Genomic DNA, 12551 nt, shown 5'->3' with positions numbered 1-12551 from the left:
TGAAAGGTATGCCTTACATATTTGTATTCTATGCCTTACGTTTTTGATATTACTGACCTTTCACCTTAATTATGCTATATTCCGGCCTTAGATATGCTAATGAAAAACCTTACTGTACGCAAGCATCACCAGAGGGCCATATAACAAGAGCAGAACACCCACATCGAACGTTAGAATAAATTAAAAGCATCCGCCATCAAAAGATTATCGTTACATTTGTAGAAGTAATTATAAAAATAAGTACGCGATGAACGATAGACCGCTTATCCTGATTACAAACGATGACGGCGTAAACGCCAAAGGAATTAATGAGTTAATAGAATGCCTGCTCGACCTGGGAGAAGTGATTGTTATGGCTCCCGATGGTCCCCGTTCGGGAATGAGTAGCGCTATCACGGCAGAGAATCCTCTCCGCTATTCATTGGTGAAGAAAGAAAAAGGACTGACGGTATATAAATGTACCGGCACTCCGGTCGATTGCGTGAAACTGGCTATCAACGAAGTTCTCGAACGCAAGCCCGACCTATTGGTTTCGGGTATCAACCACGGGGGAAATATGGCTATCAGCGTCCTTTATTCAGGTACAATGGGAGCAGCAGCCGAAGGTTGTGTGTTCGGTGTCCCTTCCCTGGGAGTATCTCTACTTGATCATCATGAGGATGCCGACTTTACGGAATGTTGCCGGCTTGGACGTATGGTGGCCCGTCGTGTATTGAAAGAAGGACTGCCCGCAGGTACTTACCTGAACCTGAACGTACCAAAGACCGATGCTGTAAAGGGGATAAAGATCTGTCGCCAGGCTGCCGGGAAATGGGTAAAGGAATTTAAACGTTCGGAAAACGGAAGCGGGAAACCTGTATTCTGGCTGACCGGCTCTTTCGAGAATGCCAAACCGATACACCCGGACAACGATACACTGGCACTCGACAGCGGATATGCCTCCCTGGTCCCCTGCAAACTAGACGTGACGGATTACGATTGGATGAACAAATATAACGATTGGGGATTATGAAATATTTTCTGATCGCAGGTGAAGCTTCCGGCGATTTACATGCGTCGAACCTGATGGCTGCATTGAAAGAGAAAGACCCGGAAGCGGATTTCCGCTTCTTCGGGGGAGACCTGATGCAGGCCGTAGGCGGCACTTTAGTAAAGCATTACAGGGAAATGGCCTTTATGGGCTTTATCCCGGTGTTGCTCAACCTGCGTACAATCCTGAATAATATGAAGACTTGCGAGGAAGATATCCGCAGATATCAGCCGGACGTAGTCATACTGATCGATTATCCGGGATTTAATCTGAAAATAGCCAAATTCGTAAAGACGGTATTACACCTGCCTGTCTATTATTATATATCGCCGAAGATATGGGCGTGGAAACAGTACCGCATCAAGGACTTCCGCCGTTACGTAGACCGTATGTTCTGCATCCTGCCCTTCGAAACGGAATTCTTCCACAAGCTGAACTACTCGGTGGACTATGTAGGAAATCCTTCGGTAGACTCAGTTGCACAATATAAAGAGAAGCAAGCCGCCGGACCCGATACATTTATAATAGACGAAGGGCTGCCTGACAAACCAATCCTCGCCCTCCTTGCCGGAAGCCGCCGGCAGGAGATCAAAGACAATCTCCCGACCATGCTCGAAGTAGCCACCTCCTATCCGGATTATCAACCGGTTATTGCCGGAGCACCCGGACTCGAGCCGGAATACTACAAACAATATATCGGTAACCATCAGGCCCGGATCGTCTTCGGCAAGACCTACGACCTGTTGCAACACAGCCACGCCGCATTGGTCACTTCCGGAACAGCCACGCTTGAAACATCCCTGTTCCGTGTGCCGCAGGTAGTGTGCTACTACGTGGTAGCCGGACGGTTGGCAAGCTTTATCTTCCGCAATTTCTTCCATACCAAATATATCTCACTGGTCAACCTGATTGCCGGCCGCGAAGTGGTACAAGAATTGTTCGGTGCCCGCTTCTCTACCCGCCAAATCCATGAAGAGCTGGATAGAATACTGAACGATCCAGCCTATCGCAATCAGATGCTTGAAGGGTACGACGAAGTGATCCACCTGCTCGGAAAACCGGGGGCTTCCCGTCGCACGGCCGAACTTATCTACCAGTCACTGAGAGATTAACATCTTTTATCATACATCTTTGCAGCATTTCGTAAATTTCTCCCATCTAGCTTAATATAGAATGGGAAATAACAATGTGATATGAAAGCTATGAAGACGTTGAAGACTTTTTTATTGGTATTAGGTACTGTTTTGGTATCTTCTACATTATACTCTTGCCTGGATGATGACGGCTATTCTCTCGATAAATATAGTGTCGGTGTAGCAACTGTCAAACCGCTTGGCAACAACTCATATTATCTCCAGTGGGACGATTCTATTTCATTTTGGCCGGCAGCCGGTGTTACCACTCCGAACTTCGATGTAAGTAAAGAAAGAAGAGCATTCATCAACTTTACATTACTCGGACCGGGTAAAGATATGAACATCGAACAGGATTATGTGATCCGCCTGAACAGGATAGATACAGTTCTGACCAAATCGATCGCACCAGACCTGGGAGATAAAAACGATGAATATTACGGTAAAGATCCGGTGACGATGAAGTCAGTATGGATTGAAGACGGATATATAAACTTCCAGTTTGCCACTTACTTTGAGTACGGAAGCAAACATTTTATGAATCTCGTAAAAATGGAAAACTCCGATACATACGAACTGGAATTCCGCCATAATGCAAACGGTAGCCTGTCAGGCGCCGAAGGCTGGGGATTAGCTTCATTCAGACTGAACAGTCTGCCGGAAACAGGAGGTGAGACAGTGACGATGAAAATCAAGTACAAATCGTATGATGGAGACGAAACGATTGAACTTAAATACAAATCCGGTTCGGCAACGGGGAGAGCCCCGGTGATGGGAACTGAGGATTTTCAAACGACAAATTAAACCTTCCCACATAACTTTTATTTTTATCATTTAGTTCAGGGAGAAAGACATCGTGATGATGTCTTTCTTTTTTTTGTATAAATTCGCAGCCGGAGATGCAACGTTTGCAACTTGCCCTCCGTTTATATAAACAAATGAACGAAACTACAGAACAACTGATAGAAGGTTGCCGAAACGGAAAGCGAAGCGCGCAACTGGCCCTGTACAAACAATTCGCACAGCGATTGTACATTGCCTGCCTGCGTATCGTCGGCAACACCTCAGAAGCGGAAGAAGCCATGCAGGATGCGTTCCTGAAAATCTTCACCCGCATCGATCAGTATAAAGACAATCTGTGTTTCGAAGCCTGGATGCACCGGATAGCAGTCCATACGGCCATTGATTATGTTCGCCGCCAGACTCCGGAATGGGACGAATTGTCGGACAACTATGCCGATCCCGAATCCGATGAACCCAGCGAGGAAGATATACAGTATTCGGTAAAGCAGATAAAAGAAGCGACTGCCAAACTGCCGGCCGGTTACCGTGTGATCCTCTCTCTTTACCTCTTTGAGGGGTATGATATGGAAGAGATTGCCTCTATCCTGAATATTCAGCCGCCAAGCGTACGCAGTCAGTATCTGCGGGCAAAGCGCAAATTGTTAGACATTATATCAGTCAATTGACATGGACAAGTTAAAGAATTTCATAGACACCAATAGAGAAGCTTTTGAAGATGACCTTCTGCCGGAAGGTCACTTCGATCGCTTCGAAAAGAAACTGGCTCCTGCGCGTAAGAACCGTTTCAAACTATACAGCTTGTGCGCTTTTGCTGCTGCAGCATCTATTGCCCTGTTGTTTTTGTTCCGGATGCCGGGCGGTACGCCTGCCCCCATCCATCAGAAGGCAGCCATTCAGAAAACCTGCAAGGCACAGGAGGAGATCAACGAACTGCGTGTCTATTACAATATGCAGATAGACGATATCCTGGCACAGATGGAGACATTGTATAAAAAAGAACAAGCTCCGGGCGCAGCCGGTCTGTTACAGGAAAGCAGGAAGATACTCAAAGACAATTATATGTTTGAAAAGACAATCCTACCTACGCTGCCCTGCTCAAACGATGCACTGTTTGCCATGAACCAGCATTACAGCACAAGTATCGAGACACTGAACTTCATGCTGGAACAGATGGAGCGGGTAACGACAGAGAATGAAAACGACAACAAATAAATAAGATACATCATGAATACAAAACAAACAAAAAGCCGTTCACTATTACTTCTGGCGATGTTGCTTATCGTAAGTACCGTTTGCGGCCGGGCCGGAAAACCGGAGAGGATCAAGAAGAAAGAGATCAGTCAATCATTCAGTATCAGTTTGAGCGACCTGCTGCTTGCCGATAACCGCTACGGCAACATCACCGTAACGCACTGGAATAAGAATGAAGCACTTATCCGCGTCGAAATAGAGGCGAAAGCGGAGACCGAAGAGGCTGCACAAGCTACTCTGGACCGTGTCCAGATCGAGTTGAAAAAGAACGGAAATACTGTTTCTGCCATTACATCGCTCAAAGAACAGCGGTCGAGCAATAACAACAACGAACGTTTCACAATCAATTATTACATCAGTATTCCTTCCAAGCTGGCAATCAATCTGTCACAGAAATACGGAAATATCAACCTGCCGGATAAGAATGAAGGCAAAAGCACCATACAGGTGAAATATGGCAACCTGAATGCAGGTAGCTTCACAGAACTTCTTAACCTGGAAGTGAAATATGGAAATGTGGATATTAATAATGTAACGAAGGCTAATCTGGATTTTGGCTATTGCGGTAAGGTATCAGTCGGAAATGCCAACCTACTGAACGCAGATAACAAGTATTCCAATATGGAGATCAAGAATTGCTCACAACTCAACCTGGAAAACAAATATGGAAATGTGAAGATAGAGAGTCTCGACAGGGGAAATATGGAGATCAAATACAGTGAAGCGACGATTGGTTCCGTCAAGGAGTCACTGGATGTCAGCGAATTGGCCTACAGCTCACTAAACATAAAAGAGCTTTCTGCTAATTTCAAAAGCCTGACAATAGATGCCCGCTACGGTAACCTGAATGTGAATATCCCTTCGAAAGCTTCTTTCAAAGTGGCTGCCGAAAACATGAAATATGGCAACCATAATGTCAAAGGTTTCAATGTCACCAAAACTTCAACAGAGGATAAGACAAACCATTATTATGAAATCAATGGCGGAAACAATGGACGCATTTATTTCGACGGGAATAATTATAGCAATATAAGTGTAAAGGCGTTATAATAGAAAATATTGAACCCAAATAACAGGTTTTGTAGGGGCGGGCAAACCCCGCCCCTACAAACGACACTACATCCCATCAATACCGTAACGCCAAGACCTTGTCCAAAGTAGAATAAAATATCAACGACCCGACGATAGCCACCACCGTCAGGATAAACGGCAACTTTTCTTTTAAACCAGTCAACAGATGGTTAACGTTTCCTTCGGGTTGCCGACCGACAAGCATCAATAATCCGGCAAATGCCACGAGATACACAATAATTATACCAATTATTATAAAAGGCGACATCCCGGAATGCCACTTTACCTTCTTTACTTCCGGCACTTTCAGAGGCTCTTCCTGCATAATCAGGTCCATGATCTTCAGGCTCAGATCCGGAGACGGTTCGACCATTCCTTCCTTCAGGATTTTCCTGGTCAAACGGTTTATATCTTTATCCGACTTATTCATAACACATACGCTGTTTCATTCTTCATCATCAACTGCAAGGTTTCGTAGAAGTGTTTACGTCCGCGAAACAATTTTATTTTAATATTGGAAGGAGTCATTTCCGTGATCTGACCGATGTCAGCAATAGAACACTCCTCCAGGTAAAAGAGAGTAAGCACCAGGCTTTCGTCAGCCGGTAACTTTTTCAGTACTCGGGCAATTATTTCTTTCCGGTCTTCCCGTTCCAGGATAGCAGTCGCACTATCCACTTCACTGGTTGTCAGATCGGTTGCAACGGCATCATCGTAACTCTCGAAAAGAGATTGCTTTCTTTGCGCCGTTATTGCAGTATTGTAAACTATTTTATAGAACCAGGTAGAGAACTTACTGCCAAACTGGAAAGACGGAAGCGCACGATACATCTTCACAAAAGCATCCTGCACGACTTCTTCTGCCTCCTCGCGATTCTCCAGTATACGGAAAGCAATATTGAATGCCATCTGCTGGTACTTCGCGACGAGGCAGGAGAAACTTTTGGTATCCCCTGCCAGAATGCTTTTTATCCACTTTTGTTCGTCCATCAATCCGGTTTTATTGTTCTTTCTCCTTTTCCATCATCTTCAAAACGATGAAGAAATAAATGAGATAGGCAAGACCTCCACCCAAAACAGTAAAGATAACAACTGAAAAACCTTGCCAGTCACTCGGCATCGTATCATCCAAACAAATACCAGCCATAGCGCCCAATGCAAGTCCGACCATCAGTAAACCATTGCGTAGAGCATTGTATTTATTTACCTTCCGCTCAGGCTCTTCCAGTACGATACCCTTTTCGATCATAGCCATACGCTCTTCATGCTTTGTCCGGGTTGTTCTGATGACAAGTATCATAAGCAACAGTACAGGCAGACCAACCGCACAAATAATCGCAACCAAAGGAATTAACCATTCTTCCATAATTTCAATATTTAAAATGTTTCTAATTGTTTCGTTTACAGATAAGACTAACACTCCGGAGGAAAGGTTACAAGATAAAGAAACTTTTTTGGAAAAAAATACCCGGAGTCGGGCATATTGCCGATTCCGGGTATTAATAAGTTAGTTATCCGTAAATTACGAAATTAGTCTAATACTTTGATCTTGATGTTACGATACCAAACGTCGTCGCCATGATCCTGCAAACCGATGAAACCTTCTTTGTTAGGTCCACCACAGTTCAACAGCAGTTCGTAAGCCAACGGCCATTTGTCTTTGCTGAACTTACTTGCATCCAGCATTTCTTTCCACTGCTGAGTCCACAAATGATATTCAACAACCGGTTCATCGTTCTGATAATGAACAACTGTACCTTTGTAACACATGATCTTTGATTTGTTCCATTCGCCGAACGGTTTAGAGTTCTGCGGTTTAGCAGGAATCATATCATACAGGGAAGCAGACATACGGTTACCATCTTTACCCAACTTGGCATCCGGATGGTTTGCATTGTCCAGGATCTGATATTCAGGAGAAGAGATATAAGAAGGCTGGCCTTCTACTTCCTGGATCAGGATAAATACACCAGAGTTGGCGCCTTTAGCCACTTTCCATTCCCATTCCAATTCGAAGTTTTTAAACTTGTGAGCAAAAACCAGGTCACCACCGTCTTTTGCACCAGCTTCACCGGCACCGGATCCTTTAATATGGATTGCGCCGTCGTTTACTTCCCAAGCATTAGGAACATCTTCGCGGTCATATCCTCTCCAGCCATTCAATGTTTTACCATCAAACATAGTAATCCAACCGTCGGCATCTTTCGGGAATGTAGATAAATCTACAGTCGGTAAATCTAATAATGTGTATTCAGGCACGGCTGCTTCTGTTTTTGTTTCGGCTGTTGCATCGGCAGCAGCGTCTTCTGTTTTCTTTCCACCGCCACAAGATGTGAAATAACACATCATCAGCGCGGCACTTGCAAATAATACTGACTTCTTCATTTTTATGTAAGTTTAAAACTGTTATCTAGGCATATCTGGCAATTTCCAACCATTGCGATAATTGTGCTTGATCAGTTCGTTTGCAAACTGTTTAGCATTGATAGGATCAGTCCAGATCTTGTTGAATTTCGGGTCACCATCAACAATCTTAAAATCATCCTTAATCAGAATCTTGATCATTTCATCATCCTTGATGTTTGTGAACTGCATATTAGGACCATCCCACAGTAACTCTTTGTTCAAGTTCTGCAAACGAACAGCCAATACACCCATTACAACCATTTCGTTAAACGGACCTGCTTCTGAGAAATCTGATTTAGTCTTCACACGGCTGGAAGCATCTTCTTTACAAGCGCGAACCCAATCCATTTCATGACCACCGCTCATTGCATTCGGAACACGACGGCAAACTTTAGGAGCAGCAGGAACACGTCCTGACAACAACCAAGGCTGCTGACCGTAGCAACCGCAAATCAGCGTATCTTTTGTACCGTGGAAAATACACAGACCTCCACCAGGCCCCATCAATTGTTTTCCTTCAGGGAAACCGGCAGGACGATCCGGCATCATACCACCATCATACCAGTGAATTTCAACTTCCGGCAAAGCCAGTTTAGGCATATTGTCGCGAGCCGGGAATGTCAACTTAACATGCTGTGCATTAGGAGCGCAATCCTGCAATAACAGCGTGGAAGATCCCTGAACCTTTGTAGGATAACCCAATTTCAAAGCTTTAAACGGCTGATGCATAATATGGCAAGCCATATCACCTAATGCTCCTGTACCATAAGCCCACCATCCGCGCCAGTTCCATGGGTGATAGATTTTATTGTAAGCACGAACCTGTGCTGGACCAGAGAACAAATCCCAATTCAATGTAGAAGGAATCTTATCCACTTTTTCAGGAGCATTCAGTCCCTGTGGCCAGATAGGACGGTCGGTAGCACATTCCACCTTTGTCACTTCACCGATCTCACCATTCCAGATCCATTCGCAAACCAAATCGGTACCTTCATCCGAAGAACCCTGGTTACCCATCTGTGTTGCTACATTATATTCTTTAGCCAGATTAGTAAGCAAACGAGATTCATAAACAGAGTGAGTCAACGGCTTCTGGCAATATACGTGTTTACCCAACGTAATTGCATCGGCAGTAACGATAGCATGTGTATGGTCGGCTGTTGCACAGATAACGGCATCGATCGACTTACCCATTTCATCATACATCTTGCGGAAATCCCAATATTTCTTGGCATTCGGATGACGGTCGAAAACCGGTTTCGCATACTTCCAATCCACGTCACACAGAGCTACGATGTTCTCTGTTTTTTCAACATTCTTCAAGTTAGCATTACCCATACCGCCGATACCAACGCCTGCAATATTCAATTTATCTGTTGGAGCGATATGTCCATGACTTTTTCCAAGAACGGAACCGGGGACAATGGTCAAAGCTGCAGCAGCTGCTGCGCCTCTTTGAAGAAATGATCTTCTAGTGATGTTTGACATAGTAATAATTTTTTATAGATTAGCACTTAATAATAATATTTCGATTAAAATGTCACGTCTTAAAAACACAAACTGTCGCAAATATAACCAATGCCAAAAGAACAACAAGCCTGTACATCCGGCTTTCTTTTTCAAAATAGTTTTTTTTAACAGAGCTTATAGACAATGTCTATTTTTTCATAAATATTATCTATATAGTTAGGGGTTGGAAAAGTCACCCTTTCTGTTATATTTGTCTTACAGAAAACATATTTACCTTATATCTGTTATATAAATGAAGACGTAAACATGAAAAAGGAACCAATACTCATTCGAATTTACCATTTTTACCTGGAAGGATTTCGATCAATGAAACTGGGTAAGACACTATGGCTGATTATTTTGGTCAAACTATTCATCATGTTTTTTATATTAAAACTGTTTTTCTTTCCTAATTACCTCGGAAAATTTGATAATGATTCCGAGAAAGAGGAACACGTATCAGGTGAATTGATCCAACGGGCAATAACTCCTTAATTAATATAGTTATGATCGCAAGCATTGACACTTCTTTGATTGACTGGTCGAGGGCTCAGTTTGCTCTCACGGCCATGTATCACTGGCTTTTTGTACCCCTTACTTTAGGGCTTGGCGTGATCCAGGCAATACTGGAAACCATTTATTACAAAACAGGTGACGAATTCTGGAAAAAAACAGCTCAGTTCTGGATGAAGCTGTTCGGTATTAACTTCGCAATCGGTGTTGCCACCGGTCTTATCCTTGAATTTGAGTTTGGGACGAACTGGTCGAATTACAGCTGGTTTGTCGGTGATATTTTCGGAGCGCCACTGGCTATCGAAGGTATCCTCGCTTTCTTTATGGAAGCTACGTTTATCGCAGTCATGTTCTTCGGCTGGGATAAAGTGAGCAAACGCTTCCACCTCGCTTCTACCTGGCTGACCATTATCGGAGCCACTTTGTCTGCTCTCTGGATTCTGATTGCCAATGCATGGATGCAGTATCCGGTAGGTATGGAGTTCAACCCCGACACGGTCCGTAACGAGATGTTCGACTTTTGGGCGGTTGCCTTATCGCCGGTTGCCATCAATAAGTTCTTCCACACGGTTTTATCCGGCTGGATCGTAGGCGCTTTGTTTGTGATAGGTATCAGCAGCTGGTATCTGTTGAAAAAGCGGGAAACCCGTTTCGCACTGGAAAGTATCAAGATCGGAGCCATATTCGGCCTGGTCGCTTCCTTATTGATCCTTTGGACCGGTGACGGTTCGGCTTATCAGGTAGCTCAGAAGCAGCCGATGAAGCTTGCCGCCATGGAAGGCCTTTATGAAGGAGGAAACGGTGTCGGCCTGGTCGGCATCGGGATGTTGAACCCGGAAAAGACTAGCTATAATGATAATGTAGAACCATTCATCTTCAATATACAGATCCCAAAGATGCTATCGTTGCTGGCAGAACGCAAAATGGACGGCTACGTGCCGGGCATCACCAACCTGATCGACGGAGGTTATCCTACTGCCGACGGCACTCCGGCTCTTTCGGCAGCCGAGAAGATTGCCAAAGGCCAACTGGCTATCCAGTCACTGGCCAACTACCGCAAAGCGGTCAAAGAGAAAGACGAGGTTGCCGCCAAACAATACCGCGCAACGCTCGATGAAAACTTCCCCTATTTCGGTTACGGATATATCAAAGATCCGGGCGAACTGGTTCCTCATGTAGGAATGACCTTCTACTCGTTCCGGATCATGGTTATTCTGGGCGGATACTTTATCCTGCTCTTTATCGTCGCCCTTATCTGGAGCAAAAAAGATAAGTTCAAAGACACCCGCTGGCTTCAATGGGTTTGTCTCTGGTCGATACCGCTCGGTTATATAGCCGGACAAGCAGGATGGGTGGTTGCCGAAGTGGGACGCCAACCCTGGGCGATACAGGACATTCTGCCGACCAGTGCCTCTATCTCGAAACTGGCTACTTCGTCAGTTCAAATTACATTCTTCCTTTTCCTGATCCTCTTTACGATCTTACTGATCGCAGAAGTCGGAATCATGGTGAAAGCGATCAAGAAAGGCCCTGCCGTATCTACTAACAATGATAACTAAAAACATACACCATGGACAGTACATATATATTATTACAACATTACTGGTGGTTCCTCGTTTCCCTGCTGGGAGCACTGTTAGTATTCCTGCTTTTCGTTCAGGGAGGACAGTCGTTGCTTTTCTCGATTGGAAAAACGGAACTGGAACAAAAGATGTTACTCAACTCAACCGGACGTAAATGGGAATTCACCTTTACGACACTGGTTACTTTCGGTGGTGCGTTCTTTGCCTCTTTCCCCTTGTTCTACTCTACCAGTTTCGGCGGTGCCTATTGGGTATGGATGCTGATCCTGCTTTGTTTCGTTATTCAAGCCGTATCGTATGAATACCAGGCAAAGAAAGGAAATTTACTGGGAAAGAAAACATATCAGATATTCCTGATCATCAATGGTGTAGTCGGACCGATCCTGCTGGGAACTGCTGTCGGGACTTTCTTCAACGGAGCAGAATTTTCGGTTAATAAAGGACAGATGACTGATATCGCCATGCCGGTTATTTCCACCTGGAACAACTCACTGCATGGATTGGAAGCGGCCTTTGTATTCTGGAATGTTTGCCTCGGACTGGCTGTATTCTTCCTGGCACGCGTACAGGCTTTACTTTATTTCATCAACAATATTGATAATAAAGATATAGTGACCCGTTGCCGGAAACGCCTGATCCCGGAGACTGCTTTATTCCTTGTATTCTTCCTGATATTCCTTGTACGTTTATTGCTGGCAGATGGTTTCGCAGTAGATCCTCAAACACAGGAAGTGTTTATGCAACCCTATAAATATTTCATTAACCTGATCCAGATGCCGGCTGTACTGGTGGTTCTGCTGGCGGGTGTCGTACTTGTTTTATCCGGTATTATCAAAACAATCTTGTCGACAACCTGGCGGAAAGGGATCTGGTTTGCAGGAACAGGAACCGTCCTTACCGTATTGGCGTTGCTGCTTTGTGCCGGATGGAACAACACGGCTTATTATCCGTCCATCACGGACCTGCAAAGTTCGTTGACAATCCAGAACAGCTCGTCAAGCCCGTTCACGCTGAAAGTGATGAGTTATGTATCAATCCTGGTACCTTTCGTTCTGGCTTACATCTTCTATGCATGGCGTTCGCTCGACCTTCACAAGATCGACGCACAAGAAATGGAAGACAAAGACGGACATACCTATTAATGTACGGGCGGTTCGCGAACCGCCCCTGCAGATACCTCCCCTATAAAACAAAGGAAACGGCGAAGCTCACGCTTGGCCGTTTCTACATTTAACCGTTTTAAACAAAAAG

General features: G+C 44.6%; 14 protein-coding genes. 9 read left to right on the top strand and 5 right to left on the bottom strand.

Annotated elements, in window-relative coordinates:
* Positions 1–247 precede the first annotated feature (247 nt).
* The 6 genes from surE to M1P97_RS14045 all read left to right on the top strand — a co-directional run bounded on the left by surE (position 248) and on the right by M1P97_RS14045 (position 5268).
* Positions 248–1012 carry a 5'/3'-nucleotidase SurE gene (gene surE / locus M1P97_RS14070; RefSeq protein ID WP_249389408.1) on the top strand — a complete coding sequence of 255 codons (765 nt, stop codon included), beginning with the start codon at positions 248–250 and terminating at the stop codon, positions 1010–1012.
* Entirely contained in the window at positions 1009–2142 is a 1134-nt protein-coding gene (gene lpxB, locus M1P97_RS14065; protein WP_249389407.1) for a lipid-A-disaccharide synthase, read from the top strand. The genes surE and lpxB overlap by 4 nt, the downstream gene beginning before the upstream one ends.
* An 81-nt stretch (positions 2143–2223) precedes the next feature.
* Positions 2224–2967: a NigD1/NigD2 family lipoprotein gene (locus tag M1P97_RS14060; protein ID WP_249389406.1), complete on the top strand. Its 744-nt coding sequence runs from the start codon at positions 2224–2226 to the stop codon at positions 2965–2967.
* A gap of 134 nt (positions 2968–3101) precedes the next feature.
* On the top strand, positions 3102–3632 hold the full coding sequence (locus tag M1P97_RS14055; RefSeq protein ID WP_195373243.1) for an RNA polymerase sigma factor: 531 nt from the start codon (positions 3102–3104) through the stop codon (positions 3630–3632).
* A 1-nt stretch (position 3633) separates the two neighbouring features.
* Positions 3634–4179 carry a hypothetical protein gene (locus M1P97_RS14050; protein WP_075559079.1) on the top strand — a complete coding sequence of 182 codons (546 nt, stop codon included), beginning with the start codon at positions 3634–3636 and terminating at the stop codon, positions 4177–4179.
* A 12-nt stretch (positions 4180–4191) separates the two neighbouring features.
* Positions 4192–5268 carry a hypothetical protein gene (locus tag M1P97_RS14045; RefSeq protein WP_195373242.1) on the top strand — a complete coding sequence of 359 codons (1077 nt, stop codon included), beginning with the start codon at positions 4192–4194 and terminating at the stop codon, positions 5266–5268.
* Positions 5269–5344: 76 nt separating this feature from the next.
* Here the strand turns inward: M1P97_RS14045 and M1P97_RS14040 are convergent, their stop codons facing one another.
* From M1P97_RS14040 to M1P97_RS14020, 5 genes are all read right to left on the bottom strand, one after another.
* Entirely contained in the window at positions 5345–5719 is a 375-nt protein-coding gene (locus M1P97_RS14040; RefSeq protein ID WP_249389405.1) for a hypothetical protein, read from the bottom strand.
* Complete coding sequence (locus M1P97_RS14035; RefSeq protein ID WP_075559082.1) at positions 5716–6279, bottom strand: RNA polymerase sigma factor; 564 nt, start codon at positions 6277–6279, stop codon at positions 5716–5718. The genes M1P97_RS14040 and M1P97_RS14035 overlap by 4 nt, the downstream gene beginning before the upstream one ends.
* Positions 6280–6289: 10 nt before the next feature.
* Positions 6290–6655, bottom strand: coding sequence for a DUF6249 domain-containing protein (locus M1P97_RS14030; protein ID WP_075559083.1), 366 nt, complete (start codon positions 6653–6655; stop codon positions 6290–6292).
* Between the two features lie 164 nt (positions 6656–6819).
* Positions 6820–7674 carry a 3-keto-disaccharide hydrolase gene (locus tag M1P97_RS14025; protein ID WP_075559084.1) on the bottom strand — a complete coding sequence of 285 codons (855 nt, stop codon included), beginning with the start codon at positions 7672–7674 and terminating at the stop codon, positions 6820–6822.
* Between the two features lie 21 nt (positions 7675–7695).
* Positions 7696–9183 (bottom strand): Gfo/Idh/MocA family protein, encoded by a 1488-nt coding sequence (locus M1P97_RS14020; RefSeq protein WP_249389404.1) that lies wholly within the window; start codon positions 9181–9183, stop codon positions 7696–7698.
* Positions 9184–9471: 288 nt separating this feature from the next.
* Between M1P97_RS14020 and M1P97_RS14015 the strand changes: the two genes are divergently transcribed.
* From M1P97_RS14015 to M1P97_RS14005, 3 genes are read left to right on the top strand one after another with little or no spacing between them, the layout of a single operon-like run.
* Complete coding sequence (locus M1P97_RS14015) at positions 9472–9699, top strand: DUF4492 domain-containing protein (RefSeq protein WP_195373240.1); 228 nt, start codon at positions 9472–9474, stop codon at positions 9697–9699.
* 11 nt (positions 9700–9710) lie between these two features.
* Positions 9711–11276: a cytochrome ubiquinol oxidase subunit I gene (locus tag M1P97_RS14010; protein WP_249389403.1), complete on the top strand. Its 1566-nt coding sequence runs from the start codon at positions 9711–9713 to the stop codon at positions 11274–11276.
* 11 nt (positions 11277–11287) lie between these two features.
* Positions 11288–12442 (top strand): cytochrome d ubiquinol oxidase subunit II, encoded by a 1155-nt coding sequence (locus tag M1P97_RS14005; RefSeq protein ID WP_249389402.1) that lies wholly within the window; start codon positions 11288–11290, stop codon positions 12440–12442.
* Positions 12443–12551 lie beyond the last annotated feature (109 nt).

Source organism: Parabacteroides leei, from assembly GCF_023369805.1.
Taxonomy (GTDB): domain Bacteria; phylum Bacteroidota; class Bacteroidia; order Bacteroidales; family Tannerellaceae; genus Parabacteroides; species Parabacteroides leei.
This window is presented reverse-complemented; position numbering and strand designations above follow the sequence as displayed.